The sequence below is a fragment of the Flavobacterium ginsengiterrae genome (assembly GCF_039539785.1).
GTDB lineage: Bacteria > Bacteroidota > Bacteroidia > Flavobacteriales > Flavobacteriaceae > Flavobacterium > Flavobacterium ginsengiterrae.
This window is the reverse complement of sequence record NZ_BAABDU010000006.1, coordinates 430,155-447,739: the sequence shown is the minus strand read 5'-3', so window position 1 is coordinate 447,739 and position 17,585 is coordinate 430,155. Positions and strand designations below refer to the sequence as shown.

The window sequence follows — 17,585 nt, the reverse complement described above, 5'->3', positions numbered from 1 at the left end:
TGTAAGATGTTTTTAAATTTCAGATTATGTCATATTTTGGAGGATTAGGTTCAGGAAAAGGCTGGAACACTTTTAATTTTATATTAACACCTAAAGAATTTAATTCAATTTTTGAAAACCAAAAATATTCTTTTGTCATAACAAATTCAAGAGTTGAAATTGATTATACCGAAACAGATAAGGAATTTATTTTTAATAGTTACAAAGACTTTTTTAACGAGATTATAATTGGAGATAAAAAAGATTACTGGATTTTTGAGGAGAAAATTAGGATATCGATAACTGACGATATAAACAAGATACAATTTAATGATATCATTAATAAAAAAGGCATTGTTTCAAGTGATTTTAAATTAGTTTCACCAACTGAACCTGTAATAAATATAAGACCTCTCTATCTAACCTATTCAAAAATTAAAGAAAGCCCCACTATTGCTTATAGAAATACGGAAGGTACAATTGGCTTAGAATTAACCTATCCAAAAGTTGTAAGTTTTAGAAAAGATGATTTTAAAACTTTAATCGACGCCCATACTTTTACAACTTACAATTTGTTTAACAATTTGATAAAAAACATAAAAGCAATATCAAATAAAGCAAAATTAGAAAAGGGTGCAAAATTATTTCGTCCTAATTTCTGGATTAGTGCAGAAGCAAAAAAGGTCATAAATGAAAACCATTATTTAAAATCTAATGATTTAAAAATTGTTTAATTTCTACTTACTTATTTCATAACTTAGTTTCGTTTTTATTTCCAAAAACTATGACTAAGAAAGAAATCACTCAAAACTTCTTAAAACTTGCCGCAAGCGGACATTCGCACGAAGCGTTTCGTCTTCATGTTCATGAAGATTTTAAGCATCACAACGCCTATTTTAAAGGCGATGGCGAAACTTTAATGCTCGCAATGGAAGAATCTGCAAGGAAAAATCCCAATAAGATATTTACAATTCATCATATCATTGAAGAAGAAAATCTAGTTGCTGTACATTCTCATTTAAAACAAACACCTGCTGACATTGGTTTTGCGGTTGTACATATTTTAAAATTTAAAGAAGATAAAATAATCGAACTTTGGGATTTAGGACAACATATTCCAATTGAAACTATAAACGAAAACGGAATGTTTTAATGTAGTTTTTAGTTTTCGGTCGAAGTTTGCAGAAACTAAAAACTGAAACGTAAACTGTGACTAAAAAACTGAGACTGAATACACTAAAAAAAATGACCTTTTACAAAACCCTTTCCCTCTTTACAGCAATTCTTCTTTTTACAAATTGTAATTCATTTGCTCAGAAAAAAGACAATTATGCTTCAAAAATCGACAGCGTAATACAAAATAGCAGTCCATCTGATTTTAACGGTGTGGTTTTAATTTCAAAAAACGGAAAAACACTCTATTCTAAAGCAAAAGGATATGCCAATTTAGAAAACAAAAAGCCTTTAACAATCGATTCTCAATTTGAAATCATGTCAAACAGCAAGCAGATTGCGGCGGTTTTGGTTTTACTAGAAGTCGAAAAAGGCAGAGTCGATTTGAATTCTCCCATAAAAAAATATCTGCCGGAATTAACCCAAACATGGGCAGACACCGTTACTGTGCATCAGCTTTTAAATCATTCGCACGGAATTGTCGATTTGAAGAAACCTTTAGCTTTTAAACCCGGAACTGAATTTAAATATGGAAATCTAAGCTTTAATTTAATTGGCAAAATTGTAGAATTCAGCACAAAGAAAAAATACAACGAAACTGCAGACGCGCTTTTTAAGAAATTAAAAATGAATCATACTTTTTGCTATTCAAAAGATAAAGCACAGAATCTGGCAACTGGATATTTCTCTTTAAAAAATGATATGAAACCTGTAAACGGTTCGCAGATTACACCAGAAAGTTTTGGTGCCGATGGTATCATTTCAACCGTTTCTGATTTGGCAATTTGGGATAATAATCTTCATAAAGGAAAAATCCTGAAACCGGAATCGTATAAATTGCTGACAAAAAACACAATTTTATCACAGCATAATTTCTTCGGAAAAGAAAAAGAACCTTATGGTTACGGAATACGAATTATTGAAAAAGAACCGGTAAAATATTTGGGTCATACAGGCTTAGGCGACGGATTTTCTTCTGTAAATTTGTATTTCCCTGAAAGCGATGTGAGTTTAATTGTTTTAGAAAATCAAATGCCCGAAGATTCTGGTTTGTTTTATGCTGCAGGGTTTAAAATCAAGAACATTTTACTCAAAAGCGATTTATTACATAAAAAATAAAGGCAATGGCTAAAAATAAAACCACGGAAACAGAACAAAACGTAATTGATTTTATCAATGCCGTTCCTGACGAAGCCAAAAGAAAAGATGCTTTTGAACTTTTAAAAATAATGGAAACGCAAACCCAATTTGAACCAAAAATGTGGGGACCTTCGATTATAGGTTTTGGAAGCTATCATTACAAATATGCAAGCGGACACGAAGGCGATGCTCCGTTAGCCGCATTTTCACCAAGAAAAGATGCTGTTTCACTTTATTTAAATTCTGATTTTGAAAATAAACAAGAACTGCTCTCTAAATTTGGAAAACACAAAGCCGGAAAAGGCTGTGTTTACATCAAAAAACTAACTGACATTGATATTGAAATTTTAAAGCAGATGATTTCACTTTCGATTGCCTCAATTCAAAAATTATATCCTTCAAAATAAAATGGTTACATTCTTAATTGTTGTATTACTTCTAATACTTTTTATCTACAATTTTTTACAGCATCCTAAATTTGGAAAAAAGCCTTCCGGCGAAAGATTAGCATTAATTGAAAAATCACCTCAATACAAAAACGGAAAATTTGAAAATCAAAGTTTTACGCCAGATCTTGCAGAAGGTGAAAGTTTTATGGGTGTTTTACTGGAATTCTTCTTTAAAAAAGTCGACAGGAAAATACCAACGGATTTAATTCCTTCGATTAAAACCAATTTACTGGAACTTCCCTTAGATAAAGATGTTTTAGTTTGGTTTGGGCATTCTTCTTATTTTATTCAGCTTGAAGGGAAACGCTTTTTAATTGATCCTGTTTTCAGCGGAAACGCCTCTCCTATTTCGGGAACTACAAAATCATTTAAAGGTTCTGATATTTATACGGTTGATGATCTACCGGAAATTGATTATTTATTGATTACTCACGATCATTATGATCATTTAGATTATGATACCATTCTAAAACTAAAACCTAAAACTAAAAAAGTAATTACAGCTCTTGGCGTAGGTTCGCATTTTGAATTTTGGGTATTCCCAACTGAAAATATAATCGAAAAAGACTGGTTTGAAAAAATCGAACTCGATCAAAATTTAACACTTTACACAGCCCCTTCAAGGCATTTTTCCGGTAGAAGTTTTAAACGATGCAACACGCTTTGGACTTCTTTTGTATTAGAAAGTAAAGATTTTAGAATGTATCTTGGCGGCGACAGCGGTTACGACAAACATTATGCAGAAATTGCAGAAAAATACGGTCCGTTTGACATTGCTTTAATCGACAACGGCCAGTATAATCCAAAATGGAAATACATTCATAATCTGCCAGAAGATGTTATAAAAGCGATGAAAGACTTAAAAGCCAAAAGAGTTTTTCCTGTACATTCTTCAAAATTTGCGTTATCACTTCATTCCTGGGATGAACCTTTAATCAAAATCACAGAATTAAACTGCTTAAGCGAAAATCCTGTTCCGCTAATTACGCCAATGATTGGTGAATTGGTAGAATTAAAAAATGAAAAACAAGAATTTAAACAATGGTGGAAAGGGATTAATTAATTTTTCAATTTGTCATTCGTTAAAACCAATAATTTGTGCCATGAAACTTAAAATAAAAGTACTATTTGCTGCTCTTTTTGTAACGTTAAATATCTTTTCTCAAAATACGTATGTCTTTTTAGGATCGTATAACCGTGATAAATCGGCAGAAGCGATTCAGATTTATCAGTTAGATACACTAAACGGAAAACTTACGAAAGTAACTTCGGCAAAAAACATTGTAAATCCATCGTATTTAACCGTTTCATCAAATGGAAAATATGTATACGCCTGCACCGACACTAAAACGCCAAATGCAGGAAGTGTAAGCAGTTTTGAATTTAATCCGGAAAATAAAACGCTGACCTTTTTAAACAGTCAGAGAAGCGGCGGCGAAAATCCGGTTTATGTAAGTGTACACAAAAATGGTAAATGGCTCGCAAATGCCAATTATACTGAAGGAAGCGTTTCTGTTTATCCGCTTTTAGAAAACGGAAAAATAGATTCTATTGCGCAGAATTTTCACTATTCAGACGGAAGTGTAAATAAAGACCGACAGACAAAATCTCACGTGCATTCGGCAGTATTTTCTCCTCAGTGTGATTATTTATTTCTGCCAGATCTAGGTGCCGATAAAATTCGCTGTTATGCTTTTGATGCGAATCAGAAAAAACCTTTAATTGAAACTTCAAATCCGTTTACAAAAACTGATTTAGAAGCCGGACCAAGACATTTTACTTTTCATCCAAATCAAAAATGGGGTTATTGTATAGAAGAAATGGCAGGACAAATCAGCGTTTATAATTATGAAAACGGCGTTTTAAATAAAATACAACGCATTCCAACACATTCTGATAAAATAAAAGAAGGTTTTGAAAGTTCTGATATTCACATTTCTCCAGACGGAAAGTTTTTGTATGCAACAAACCGCGGTAAAGAAAACAATATTGCGATTTTTACAATTGATGAAAACGGACTTTTAAAAAATATTGGTTATCAGTCAACTTTAGGCAAACACCCAAGAATTTTTGCTATAGACGAAAGCGGTAAATTTCTAGTTGCTTCGAATGTATTAACCGGAAATGTGATTGTTTTTAGAAGAGATTCTAAAACAGGATTATTAAAGAAAATAGGAAAACAAATTAAAATGGAAAATGTTTCCTGCGTTCAGATAAAAAATATTTAGAAGAACTAACTAGTAAAGCATCATAAAAATGACAACATCAAATTTTAATTTACAGCCGGAAATTCTCGAAGATGAAATCACAAAATTGATTCCGTTAGAAGAAAAACATTTTGAAGCGCTTTTTCAGGCTGCTTCAGATCCTTTAATTTGGGAACAGCATCCTTCTAAAGACCGATATCACAGAGAAGGTTTTACTGCTTTTTTTAAGGCCGCGATGGATTCTAAAGGTTCATTTTTAATTCTTGATAAACAAACGGGGGAAATCATGGGCACAACCCGTTATTACGACTACGACCCAGAAAAATCGAGCGTAGGAATTGGATATACTTTTATTACCCGAAAATATTGGGGCGGGCCATATAACAGCTCAAATAAAAAACTCTTGATTGATTATGCGTTTCAGCATGTTAACTCGATATTATTTCATGTTGGAGCAGAAAATTTCCGTTCGCAGAAAGCCGTTTTAAAACTGGGAGCAGAAAAAGTCAGAGACATGGTTATAACGGCTAACGGTATCGACATGCCTTATTTTGAATATGAATTGAAGAAATAAAGTTAATCACAGTTTTCAGTGTCAGTTTTCAGTAAAGCAACATTTGAAATCTAACTTTTAACGTTTACATTATCACAAAAATGAAAAGAATAACTGTCTTCTGTGCCTCTAGTTTTGGCACAGACAAAATTTACGAAGAACAAGCCGCTTTAGTTGGAAAAACTTTAGCAGAACAAAATATCGATGTCGTTTATGGCGGTGCCAATGTTGGTTTAATGGGCGCTGTTGCCGATGGTGCACTTAATGCGGGCGGAAAAGTTATTGGAGTGCTTCCTAATTTTTTACGCTCAAAAGAAATCGCACATTTAGGTTTAACCGAATTAATTTTGGTTGAAAGTATGCACGAAAGAAAAACCAAAATGAATGATTTATGCGATGGCGTAATTGCGCTTCCGGGCGGATTTGGAACTCTGGAAGAACTTTTTGAAATGCTGACCTGGGCACAATTAGGACTTCACAAAAAACCAATCGCAGTTTTAAACATCAACGGATTTTATGATTCTTTGATTGAACTTCTACAAACCATGACCGAAAAAGGTTTATTAAAAGAAGTAAACCAAAAAATGCTGTTAGTAAGCAATGATATCGAAGATTTATTAAATCAAATGCGAAATTATGTGCCGCCGACGGTTGGAAAATGGATTGATAAAAAGAATGTTTAAAATGTTTTGATTTACAGACTAAATCAGGATTTAGTATAATTTCAAAAAGCTTTGCATGTTTATGTAAAGCTTTTTTTATGCTTATTTTAAAATTATCTTCTTAAATTTAGAAGTTCAAAAAACAACTCACGGATTACTTCTTACATTTTACAAATCACCATGAAAACAGAAAACAACAAATATGCAAAGGCCGAAATGCTGATTAGAAAACCTGTTTCTGAAGTTTTTGAAGCTTTTATAAATCCCGATATTACCAGTAAATTTTGGTTTACCAAAGGTTCTGGAAAATTAGAAGAAAATCAAAAAACCGAATGGACTTGGGAAATGTACGGTTTCTCGCTTTCGGTTACAACATTGGTTTTACAGGAAAATAAAAAAATTGTGATTGAATGGGGAAACCCGGACGAAACTACTTTAGTAGAATGGTTTTTTACGCCATTGAATGAAAATGAAACTTTTGTAAGCGTTACAAATTCTGGTTTTCAAGGCGATTCAGATAAAATAATCGATCAGGTTCGAAACTCAACAGAAGGTTTTACATTAGTTTTAGCCGGAGCAAAAGCATATTTAGAGCATCAGCTTTTACTAAATCTTGTTTTAGACCGATTCCCAAAAGGATTAGCTTAAAAAAATTTGTTTCAGGTTTGAGGTTTCAGGTTGTTGTATAAAACCTGAAACTTGAAACCTGAAACTTGAAAAACACTATGGAAACTAAAAAACCCGAAAATATCGACGAATACATTGGAGGATTTCCAAATGATGTTCAGGAAATTTTAGAGAAAGTTAGAATGACGATTCAGAAAGCGGCTCCTGACGCTAAAGAAAAAATAAGTTATTCGATGCCCGCTTTTGACCAAAACGGAATTGTGGTATATTTTGCTGCCTTTAAAAATCATATTGGTTTGTATGCGCTTCCTAGCGGTCACGAAGCTTTTAAAGAAGATCTTGCCAAATACAAATCAGGAAAAGGTTCTGTTCAGTTTCCTTTAAATCAGCCTATGCCTTATGATTTAATTACCAAAATTGTAAAATTCAGAGTTAAAGAAAATTTAGAAAAAGTAAAAAAGAAATAAATCATAAATGAACTTAACGGAACATTACAATCAATTATATACAACTTCTTCAGAAAGTATTGCGGCAGGAAATTATTCTATTGATAAAGAAATTAAAAATGAATCTGATTCGCGTTTCGGTATTACTTTACTCATTCGTCCTAATGAGGAAATTAAAGCCAAAATGCAGGATTTTTTAAATGAAATAAAAAAGACTGAACCAGAACAGTATTATTATCCGGATTCTGATATTCATATTACTGTAATGTCAATTATTTCCTGTTCAGAAACATTTCGATTAAATCAGATTTCACCAAACGATTATATTCAGCTTATTTGCAAAAGTATGGTTGATGTAGATAAAATTACAATTCAGTTTAAAGGAATTACGGCATCATCTTCGGCACTTATGATTCAGGGATTTCCAACAGATGAAACATTAAACAATTTCAGAAATAAACTTCGTGAGAATTTTAAAAGCTCAGGATTGCAGCAAAGCATAGACAGCCGATATACGATTGCAACGGCACACGCAACAGTGATGCGTTTTCAGGAAAAACTTCATAATCCTAAAAAATTAATAGAAACAGCAGAAATATTTCGTGATTACGATTTTGGAGAATTCAGCGTAAAAAACTTAGAATTGGTTTACAACGACTGGTATCAGCGTAAAAACAACACAAAAGTTCTGGGCGAATTTTGTTTGAGATAGTTTTGCCGTGATTTTCACGAATTACTTTTCAAATAAAACTGAAAATCCGCAATAAAAAATTATTTTTTAAATACTCCAAAATGCCATAAAACACCAGACGGATCATGAAGAAAACATTCGCTTCCCCAATCTAAATGGCGTATTGGAGTCAGTTTAACACCTTCGTATTTTTCAGGAAGATTTAAAGCCAAAAGTTCACTGTAATAACGTTCTACGTCATCAACTTCAACAAAAATCATGGTATTTTCTATCCAGTTTTTATCGTAATAATCCTGAAGATAAAAAGCGGTTTCTCCCGATTTAAAAACAGAAAAATTAGATTCTAAAACGACTTCTTCAAAACCTAAATCGCGGTAAAAACTTCTGGAAATCTCAAAATTTTTAGCGCCAATAAAAGGCCGGATTGATTTAATATTATGATTCATATTGTTTCTCTTTTAGAAATTATTTTTCAAAACCCAATTGCTTTCTTAAATCGATGTTCAAGCCGTATTGTTCCTGAACCGGAATTATTTTTCGCGAACATTTATTGATATCGCTTCCTTCTGCTGTCCATAAAAACGGATAGAAATTAAAAACTTCGTCGCCTTTTAGTTTTGTAACCTCTTCTCGCCATCCATTCCATCTGTTTCCTTCGTAAAACTTATCGAGATCATTATTAAAACAAAATCCTAAAAATTCTGAATACGAAATGTCAAGCGGTTCATATTCCAGATTATCCGGAGAAAAATAATAAACCTTTCCTGTGTCGGCTCCTAATCCGCCGCCGTTTAACAGATAAAAACCGCCTACAGCATCATCTGCAATTAATAAATATCCCGGAGCTTCGCCAAATTCGTTAAAGGTTTTTCCTTTATTCCAATCCGGAAGCGATCGGTTAAATTTTGCATTTCCTGAACCCAAAATCCTGATCCATCCGTCATCAATCAAAAGTCCGCCCGTCATAAAAACAACTGCTCCCATAGACGAACGTGTTGTAACCTGAGTTTTATACAACGCGTCTTTTGCTTTTGCGGCGTCTACAGGTAAAATCTCAACCTTATTTTTTGCTGTTTTAATCCAGTCTTCAACAAAAGCCCAGCCCGGATCATTTTTATCGATAAGTTCTTCTGCTTTTTTCATTTTGTTTTGTGCAGCTGTCGTAAGAGTTATAAATACCAATACAATTAGCTGTAGTTTTGATTTCATTTTATTGTAATAATTATTATTCTAACTTTTTTTAAGGATGCTTCCTAAACCGCGCCCTATCTGCTCAATCGCTTCAATACTTTTGGTTAATGGCGTCGCGGTAAAATCTTCGTAAGCATCCATTGCGCTTTCTTTTCGGTCATCATGAGGATAAACCAATATAATATTATTATCGTTAAAGAATTTTTCAAATTTAAAAGGCAGTCGGTCAAAAATAGAATGATACGAAACAGAACCTTTTCTTGATAAATTAAAAACGATTAAATCATTAGGACGGATTTCATCTGAAATAGCCTCAAAGTCATCCCATTCTAAAACGCTTTTAAATCCTAATTTCGCATTTAAACGAAGATTATTGGCAATCTGCTGAATAGTCTGATGTGTTTTGTATTCGGCATAAATTACAATAGGAATGCTTAATTCCTGAGAAAGTCTGCATATCTTTTGCAATAAAACCTGAAAACCAACGCCTCTTTCAGAAAATGGCGGACAAATAAAGACAAGTCTTTTATCCTCAATAAAAGTTCTCTGAAATCTGCATATAAACAAACTTTTATCGACATTGTTGATTATAGAATCTACATTTTCTCCAAAGATTTTATCCAGAAAACCGGTTTTCTTCGGCCAGCCAATAATAACAATATCCGACATGATTTCTTTAGACGTTCTGGCAATTCCACTCGCCGGATTATGGTCAATTCTGGCAATGGTATTTATTTTTACTTCTGATGCCGATGCCTGAACTACGAATTTATCAACAGCTTTTCTGTATTTTAAAATATTTTTTTCGGCCTGATCATTATTAGGAACAATCGTTAAAAGTGTAACCGGATTTGACGATTTCTTATCTTTTATTAAAAGTGCAAAATCTAATAAAGTGGCTGCTGCCGAAGTTTTTGCCAGCGGAATTAAAATATGTTCATCTAAAATTTGATCTTTTCCGGCATCTTCATGTGAAAATTCTTCTTCGCAGATTGCGATTTTTTTAGCTGCTTTTTCGGTAGCAAATGAAGCCACAATACAAGTTATCAGAATTAATATAATAGTTCCGTTTAAAATATTTTCGTCCAGAATTTTCGCTTTAAACCCTACTAAAATTACAGCCAGAGTTGCGGCCGCGTGCGCACTGCTCAAACCAAAAATAAGCTGTCTTTCTGTTTTGGTATATTTAAAAACGATTTGTGTAAAAAATGCCGCTATCCATTTTCCAAAAATAGCCACAACACTCAAAGTAGCAGCAACAATTAAAGCAGTTGGTCCGCTTAGAATTACGCTAATATCTACCAGCATTCCAACAGAAATCAGGAAAAACGGAATGAATAATGAATTTCCAATAAATTCGATTCTGTTCATTAAAGCGGATGAATGCGGAATTAATGGATTTAACGCCAAACCGGCAACGAAAGCTCCAATAATAGGTTCTACTCCAGCTACTTCGGCTAAAAACGCTGCGAAGAAAACCACTGAAAGCACAAAAATATAATGGGCGTGTTTTTCACTTTCCAGTTTTTTGAAAAACCATTTGGCAATTCTTGGAATAACCAAAAACATAATCGCAGAAAAAATAGCCAGCGAAATTCCTAATTTAATCCAAAACGCCTGATTTAAGCTTCCCTGTGCACTTCCCATAATGACGGCCAGAATAATTAAAACAGCCGTATCGGTTAAAATAGTTCCTCCTACTGTAATGGCAACCGCCTGATTTTTTGCAATTCCAAGTTTGCTTACAATTGGGTATGCAACTAAAGTGTGCGTGGCAAACATACTCGCCGTTAAAAAACTGGCATTAAAATCATATTGCAGTAAATAAAAACAAACCGGAAAACCTATTGAAAGCGGTAAAATAAAAGTAAAAAATCCAAACAGGAGACTTTTGTTTCTGTTGGCTTTAAACTCATTCATATCCAGCTCCAAACCTGCAATAAACATGATATACAAAAGCCCAATTGTCGAAAATAAATCAACTGCTGAGTTTTTTGCTAAAATATTTAATCCGTGCGGACCTATAATAACTCCTGAAATAATTAAACCAATAATTCCGGGAATATTTATTTTTTTAAGTAAAATAGGCGACAACAGAATTATAAAAAGTATTAAAGAAAAAATTAATACCGGATTGCTTAAAGGTAATTCGAATTCGTGTAAAAAATGCTTAAAAAATTCTATCATATTGTAATTTTATCTTTTTGTGGTATTCTAAATTTTCGTAAAAAGACGTAAGCATTAAAACGAAATCATGGGGATAATACAAATATCATCAGGAATAAAAATTCATTGATTTTGGCAATTTGCATCATTACAAAAATACCGAAAAAACATCAACCTGAAACGAAAACCGCATATTAAGCAATTAATTTTATTTCGTTGCCGAATTATTAAAAAATAATATTTTTTTTAACAAAAGCTCAAGATTAACAATCAAAATTAAATCATCATTGCATTATTCAATTATCTTTGTCTTAACAAAACTTGAATAATGGAAGAATGTATCTCTGTTTTTGATATGCTTAAAATTGGTGTCGGCCCTTCAAGCTCACACACTTTGGGTCCGTGGAGAGCCGCCGAACGTTTTTTAGAAGAGTTAAAAAGCGAATCAATTTTATACCAGATTAAACGCGTAAAAGTCGATTTGTATGGTTCTCTTTCTTTAACGGGAAAAGGACACGCTACAGATTTATCGGTTATGCTGGGTTTAAGCGGTCAGGATCCTGAATATATTCCGGTTGAAAATATTGCCGGAATTATTAAAACAATCGAAGACACGCACGAAATTAATCTTGGCAACGAATATAAAATTCCGTTTTATTTTCTGCAGGATATTGTTTTCAATAAAGATTTCCTTCCTTTTCATGCTAACGGATTAAAATTTACAGCCTACAAAAATGACGATTCTGAATATGAATCAACATTTTACTCAATTGGAGGCGGCTTTGTGGTAAAAGAAGAACGCGAAAATGCCAAAATAAAAGAGGTTATTAAATGCGCTTTTCCGTTTCCGGTTCAAAATGCAGTTGAGCTTTTAAACTATACCGTTTCTGAAAACAAATCGATTTCTGAGATTGTTTATGAAAACGAAAAATCGATGCGTTCTGAAGATGAAATTCACTCAGAATTAATGCGCATTTGGAATACAATGCTGGAATGTATGTACATTGGATGTCATTCTGAAGGTATTCTTCCGGGCGGATTACACGTTCGCCGACGCGCATTTGATATGCATCAGAATTTAATTGGTTTATCTAATTATACAGATCCGCAGTCGTGGCTGGAAGAAATTAGAAAAACAGAGGTTAAATTTCGCCAGATTTTAAAATGGGTAAGCTGTTTTGCATTGGCAGTAAACGAAGTAAATGCTTCGTTAGGTCGTGTTGTAACTGCGCCTACAAACGGAAGCGCTGGCGTTATTCCTGCCGTTTTAATGTATTATATGGTAATTGAAAACCATAATGCTGGCGAAAAAGAAATCAAACAATTCCTGATGGTTGCCGGTGAAATTGGAAGTATCTTTAAAAAGGGTTCTACGATTTCTGCAGCTATGGGCGGTTGTCAGGCCGAAATTGGTGTTTCGTCATCAATGGCTGCAGCGGCGCTTTGCGAATTAATGGGCGGAACTCCGGCTCAGGTTTTAATGGCTGCCGAAATTGCAATGGAACATCATTTGGGTTTAACCTGCGACCCAATTGGCGGTTTGGTTCAGATTCCGTGTATTGAAAGAAATACAATGGGCGCCATAAAAGCCATAAACGCAGCCGAATTAGCTCTTGAAACTGATTCTAAAAATGCTAAAGTACCACTAGATAAAGTAATTAATACGATGTGGGAAACTGCAAAAGATATGAATTCTAAATACAAAGAAACTTCAGAAGGCGGTCTCGCCGTTGCTGTAAATATGGCCGACTGTTAATTTTTTTATGCCGCAGATTAAATAGATTAAAAAGATTTCTATCTGTGTTAATCCTTTTAATCTGCGGCAAAATATTCAAAATACTTTATGAAAAAAATCTACTTCTTAACTGCATTATTCTGCTCTATTTTACTGCATTCTCAGGAACGTTATTTTTTAAATTCAGATACCAGACTTTATACTTCTCCAAATTCTGCTTCGTTTTTAGGCTATTTTCGATACGGTGCTGAAGTAAGATTATTATCTGAAAGTCAGAACGGCTGGTATAAAGTTCAGGCTGATAATTTTAACGAAGGATTTGTTCAGGAAAAATTCGTTGCAACACGTCTTAATGCAAAAGATGTAAAAATTAAAGATCCACAAAATCCAATTTTAGAAGGCGGCGACGCTTATTACGGAGGCAATCACTTATTTGTTTTAGCCGCTGGTTTAAAAGCCAGAGCGCTGCCGGATAAAAACTCAAAAATCAAAGAAATTCTTTTTACGGGAGATCCTGTTGCTGTAAACTATGTTCCGGTTAATCAGGATGACTGGGTAAATATTAATGGAAATTTTGTTGAAGAATATGCCCAATATACACTCCGAAAATTTATTGGCCCAAGACCTGATTTTGATGCCTTGCTAAAAGAGTTTGACAAATTAAATAAAGACGCATTACAAGACCGCAAAACGGTAAGCGAACGAATTGTAGAACTGGCATGGAACAGCGAATATTCTAAATTAGCTCCGGCATATCAAAGATATTACGAAGTAGTTAAGCAGATTAATGATCCAAAATTAATTGCCGATACTGAAATGAATATGGCTTTAGCCGCTGCTTTAGCAAAACATAAACTGCCTGAACAAATTACGGCTTTTACTCAAAAAGCAGAATTCAGTTTAAAAGGCACAAAAACCAAATCGCTTTATTTATCGCAGACACAACTGGTTAAAATATTTGGAAGTCCGGTTAAAAAAGCCAGCGTTGGCGATGAATGCGGTGTATATTTAAGCGATTTATTTTACTATTATCCGGACTTGGAAGTATCTGTTGATGAAAAGAAAAATCAGGCCGAAATTGTAAAAGTCTACATCAACGAAAACAATAAATTTATCATAAATCCAAATACCATTTTAGACAATTCGATATCCGAAAAAACTTTCATTGAAAAATATGGAACCTATATCGAAGCTTCTATAAAATCACCGCATAATTATGCTATTATAATGGAAGACAGTCAATTTAGATTAGTTTTTAAAGACGGAAAGCTATTTTCTGTCGAAATAATCTTTTATTGCTGATTCCCAGTTTACAATTATTCAATACTTTTACATTATCAAAAAAAATTAAAATGTCAGTAGCAAAAAAAGATTATAAAAGAATCACAACAAAGTCATTAATTGAAATGAAAAGCAACGGAGAAAAAATCTCTATGCTTACTGCGTATGATTATACAATGGCAAAAATTGTTGATACCGCAGGAGTAGATGTGATTTTGGTGGGAGATTCTGCTTCAAATGTTATGGCGGGTCACGAAACGACTCTTCCTATTACTTTAGATCAAATGATTTATCACGCTTCGTCTGTAGTTCGCGCTGTAGAAAGAGGCTTAGTTGTGGTAGATTTGCCTTTTGGAAGTTACCAGTCAGATCCTAAAGAAGCTCTTCGTTCTGCTATCAGAATTATGAAAGAAAGCGGTGCTCACGCCGTAAAATTAGAAGGCGGAAAAGAAATTAAAGAATCAATTAAAAAAATATTAAACGCAGGAATTCCGGTTATGGGCCACTTGGGTTTAACGCCTCAGTCTATCTATAAATTTGGGACTTACAGCGTACGCGCCAAAGAGGAAGAAGAAGCTGAAAAACTTATTGAAGATGCAAAAATGCTTGAAAAAGTAGGCTGTTTTGGAATTGTTCTTGAAAAAATTCCTGCAGATCTTGCTAAAAAAGTGGCAGATAGTATTTCTATTCCTGTAATTGGAATTGGTGCCGGAGGCGGTGTTGACGGACAGGTTTTAGTAATTCACGATATGTTGGGAATGAACAATGAATTTAGTCCGCGTTTCCTTCGTCGTTATTTGAATCTTTATGATGAAATGACAAAAGCAATCGGGCAATATGCTGCTGATGTTAAATCAAGTGATTTCCCTAATGCGAGTGAACAATATTAGTTTTTTAAGCCGCTAAGGTCCTGAGATGCTAAGATGCTAAGGTTTTTCTTAGTTTCTAAGCAGCAAAGTGACAAAGGTTCAAATATCAAAAATAGGATTTGCCTCCAGCTTTTAGCTGGAGGTCTCTTTTTTAAATATCTTAAAGGCTTTAGCCAAATCTCTCCATATAATTCGAAATTCAAATTATGAAAATTATTTCTACTAAAGACAATCTGCAAGTGCTGCACGAAGACAACCATATCATTGTTGTGAACAAACGTGTGGGAGATATTGTTCAGGGAGATAAAACCGGCGACAAGCCTTTGTCTGATGTGGTTAAAGAATATATTAAAGAAAAGTACAATAAACCAGGAGATGTTTTTCTTGGCGTAATTCATCGTCTGGACAGACCAACAACCGGAATTGTTGTTTTTGCCAGAACCAGTAAAGCATTATCGCGAATGAATGAATTGTTCAGTAATCGCGAAACTAAAAAAACATATTGGGCAGTTGTAAAAAACAAACCCGCTGAAGCATCGGCAAAATTGGTGCATTATTTAAAAAGAAACGAAAAAAACAATACTTCTAAAGCGCATTTAAAAGAAGTTCCAGACAGCAAAATTGCAAGTCTGGATTATAAAATCATCAAAGAACTTCAAAATTATACGGCGCTGGAAATCAATCTTCATACGGGACGTCATCATCAAATTCGTGCGCAGTTATCTGCAATTGGTTCTCCTATAAAAGGCGATTTAAAGTATGGTGCCGACAGAAGCAATCCAGACGGAGGTATTCATCTCCATGCCAGAAAACTCGTTTTTGTACATCCGGTGTCAAAAGAAAATATCACAATTATTGCCCCTGTTCCTGATGAAACTATTTGGAATGCGGTATGATTTTTATGATTAAATTGTTAATTTTTTAATTTTTATCGATTAACTTGCATATCCTAAAAAACAAGCTGATCATAAAATGGACTTCAAAAACGACATTGGTTATAGAAAAGAAACGCTGAAAAAGTTACTATACAACATTCAGAAAAATGAAGATCTAATTGTAAAGGCTTTATATGACGACTTCAAAAAACCTGAATTTGAAGCTGTTTTAACAGAAACCAACTATGTCATTTCTGATCTAAAAGATACCATAAAAAACATCAATTCCTGGGCAAAACCCAAACGTGTTCTTCCTTCTATCCTAAATTTTCCTTCATCTGACTATATTTACAAAGAGCCTTACGGAAACGTTTTGGTAATAGCACCGTGGAATTATCCCTTTCAGCTTGCTTTGTGTCCGCTTATTGCTGCAGTCGCTGCCGGAAACAGAGTTGTTTTAAAACCATCAGAACTTACGCCTCACACCTCTTCTATTATTGCTAAAATAGTAGAAAAAACATTTCACATAAGCCATGTAGAAGTTTTTGAAGGCGGTGTCGATGTTTCAAATAAACTGCTGGCAGAACGCTGGGATTATATATTTTTTACCGGAAGTGTTGCTGTTGGAAAAATTGTTGCCAAAGCCGCAGCCGAAAACCTCACTCCTGTTACTTTAGAGTTAGGTGGAAAAAACCCGTGTGTAGTCGACGAAACAGCTAATTTAAAACTAGCAGCTAAACGAATTGTCTGGGGAAAATTTATAAATGCTGGCCAAACCTGTATCGCGCCGGATTATATCTTAATTCAGAAAAACATGAAGGTTAATTTTATTTCTTTTTTAATGGAAGAAATTGTTAACGCTTATGGCAAAAAAATAGATAAATCACCGGATTTTGCGCGTATAATCAATACCAAAAACTGGGTGCGTCTGGATCAAATGATTGAACGCGAAAAAGTAATTTTTGGAGGAGAAACTAATCACGACAAATTATATATTTCGCCAACATTAATTGAAGAACCAAGTTTAGACAGCCCTATAATGAAAGAGGAAATTTTTGGTCCGCTATTGCCTATTCTAACTTACGAAACTCCTGCGGAAATCCATAACGTAATCAGCAAGTACGAAAAACCTCTCGCATTTTATATCTTCAGCGAAAATAAATCATTTGCTAAAAAATTAATTGCAAATTACTCATTTGGAGGCGGGTGTATAAACGATACTGTTGTTCATTTTTCCAATAAAAGACTGCCTTTTGGCGGTGTTGGCCAAAGCGGTATTGGGGCTTACCACGGACAAATGAGCTTTGATACTTTTTCTCATCATAAAGCCATTGTAAAAAAAGCAAACTGGCTCGATTTACCTATGCGTTACGCGCCTTACAAGGACAAATTAGCTTCAATAAAACGAATTTTAGACTGGATTTAAAATTCGAAAACAATTTCGTAATGTTTTGTAGATTTTTACACGGAATTGATTAAAAATATTATATTTACGTCAAGCAATTATTATCATAAAACGGAAAATATAAAACAACTTTACC

The 17,585-nt window shown here is 33.9% G+C and carries 19 protein-coding genes; 16 read left to right on the top strand and 3 right to left on the bottom strand.

Annotated elements, in window-relative coordinates; genetic code table 11:
• Positions 1-26: 26 nt before the first annotated feature.
• From ABD859_RS18140 to ABD859_RS18090, 11 genes are all read left to right on the top strand, one after another.
• Complete coding sequence (locus ABD859_RS18140) at positions 27-713, top strand: hypothetical protein (RefSeq protein ID WP_345146006.1); 687 nt, start codon at positions 27-29, stop codon at positions 711-713.
• Positions 714-763: 50 nt separating this feature from the next.
• Positions 764-1,132 (top strand): nuclear transport factor 2 family protein, encoded by a 369-nt coding sequence (locus ABD859_RS18135; RefSeq protein WP_345146005.1) that lies wholly within the window; start codon positions 764-766, stop codon positions 1,130-1,132.
• 92 nt (positions 1,133-1,224) lie between these two features.
• Complete coding sequence (locus ABD859_RS18130; RefSeq protein WP_345146004.1) at positions 1,225-2,271, top strand: serine hydrolase domain-containing protein; 1,047 nt, start codon at positions 1,225-1,227, stop codon at positions 2,269-2,271.
• A gap of 5 nt (positions 2,272-2,276) precedes the next feature.
• Positions 2,277-2,699 carry a DUF1801 domain-containing protein gene (locus tag ABD859_RS18125; protein WP_345146003.1) on the top strand — a complete coding sequence of 141 codons (423 nt, stop codon included), beginning with the start codon at positions 2,277-2,279 and terminating at the stop codon, positions 2,697-2,699.
• A gap of 1 nt (position 2,700) precedes the next feature.
• Positions 2,701-3,804, top strand: a complete 1,104-nt coding sequence (locus ABD859_RS18120; RefSeq protein WP_345146002.1) for an MBL fold metallo-hydrolase — start codon at positions 2,701-2,703, stop codon at positions 3,802-3,804.
• A gap of 40 nt (positions 3,805-3,844) precedes the next feature.
• Complete coding sequence (locus ABD859_RS18115; RefSeq protein ID WP_345146001.1) at positions 3,845-4,969, top strand: lactonase family protein; 1,125 nt, start codon at positions 3,845-3,847, stop codon at positions 4,967-4,969.
• Between the two features lie 28 nt (positions 4,970-4,997).
• The gene (locus ABD859_RS18110) at positions 4,998-5,522 is read left to right on the top strand and encodes a GNAT family N-acetyltransferase (protein WP_345145999.1); all 525 of its coding nucleotides are present in this window, start codon (positions 4,998-5,000) and stop codon (positions 5,520-5,522) included.
• An 80-nt stretch (positions 5,523-5,602) separates the two neighbouring features.
• The gene (locus ABD859_RS18105; protein WP_345145997.1) at positions 5,603-6,184 is read left to right on the top strand and encodes an LOG family protein; all 582 of its coding nucleotides are present in this window, start codon (positions 5,603-5,605) and stop codon (positions 6,182-6,184) included.
• Positions 6,185-6,343: 159 nt separating this feature from the next.
• Positions 6,344-6,811: an SRPBCC family protein gene (locus ABD859_RS18100; RefSeq protein WP_345145995.1), complete on the top strand. Its 468-nt coding sequence runs from the start codon at positions 6,344-6,346 to the stop codon at positions 6,809-6,811.
• Positions 6,812-6,888: 77 nt separating this feature from the next.
• Entirely contained in the window at positions 6,889-7,257 is a 369-nt protein-coding gene (locus tag ABD859_RS18095) for an iron chaperone (RefSeq protein WP_345145993.1), read from the top strand.
• A gap of 7 nt (positions 7,258-7,264) precedes the next feature.
• Positions 7,265-7,948, top strand: coding sequence for an AKAP7-like phosphoesterase domain-containing protein (locus tag ABD859_RS18090; RefSeq protein WP_345145991.1), 684 nt, complete (start codon positions 7,265-7,267; stop codon positions 7,946-7,948).
• Between the two features lie 59 nt (positions 7,949-8,007).
• Here the strand turns inward: ABD859_RS18090 and ABD859_RS18085 are convergent, their stop codons facing one another.
• From ABD859_RS18085 to ABD859_RS18075, 3 genes are read right to left on the bottom strand one after another with little or no spacing between them, the layout of a single operon-like run.
• Positions 8,008-8,373, bottom strand: a complete 366-nt coding sequence (locus ABD859_RS18085) for a VOC family protein (RefSeq protein WP_345145989.1) — start codon at positions 8,371-8,373, stop codon at positions 8,008-8,010.
• 19 nt (positions 8,374-8,392) lie between these two features.
• A complete protein-coding gene (locus tag ABD859_RS18080) occupies positions 8,393-9,136 on the bottom strand; it encodes a DUF2625 domain-containing protein (RefSeq protein ID WP_345145987.1) in 744 nt (247 codons plus the stop codon).
• 21 nt (positions 9,137-9,157) lie between these two features.
• On the bottom strand, positions 9,158-11,305 hold the full coding sequence (locus tag ABD859_RS18075) for a cation:proton antiporter (RefSeq protein ID WP_345145985.1): 2,148 nt from the start codon (positions 11,303-11,305) through the stop codon (positions 9,158-9,160).
• 307 nt (positions 11,306-11,612) lie between these two features.
• On the opposite strand from ABD859_RS18075, the gene ABD859_RS18070 reads away from it, so the two are divergent.
• From ABD859_RS18070 to ABD859_RS18050, 5 genes are all read left to right on the top strand, one after another.
• Positions 11,613-13,040 (top strand): L-serine ammonia-lyase, encoded by a 1,428-nt coding sequence (locus ABD859_RS18070; protein ID WP_345145983.1) that lies wholly within the window; start codon positions 11,613-11,615, stop codon positions 13,038-13,040.
• Positions 13,041-13,127: 87 nt separating this feature from the next.
• The gene (locus ABD859_RS18065) at positions 13,128-14,321 is read left to right on the top strand and encodes an SH3 domain-containing protein (RefSeq protein ID WP_345145981.1); all 1,194 of its coding nucleotides are present in this window, start codon (positions 13,128-13,130) and stop codon (positions 14,319-14,321) included.
• 50 nt (positions 14,322-14,371) lie between these two features.
• Entirely contained in the window at positions 14,372-15,190 is an 819-nt protein-coding gene (gene panB / locus ABD859_RS18060) for a 3-methyl-2-oxobutanoate hydroxymethyltransferase (protein ID WP_345145979.1), read from the top strand.
• 185 nt (positions 15,191-15,375) lie between these two features.
• Complete coding sequence (locus ABD859_RS18055; RefSeq protein ID WP_345145978.1) at positions 15,376-16,065, top strand: RluA family pseudouridine synthase; 690 nt, start codon at positions 15,376-15,378, stop codon at positions 16,063-16,065.
• Between the two features lie 76 nt (positions 16,066-16,141).
• Positions 16,142-17,470, top strand: a complete 1,329-nt coding sequence (locus tag ABD859_RS18050) for an aldehyde dehydrogenase (RefSeq protein WP_345145977.1) — start codon at positions 16,142-16,144, stop codon at positions 17,468-17,470.
• The last annotated feature ends 115 nt before the right edge of the window (positions 17,471-17,585 follow it).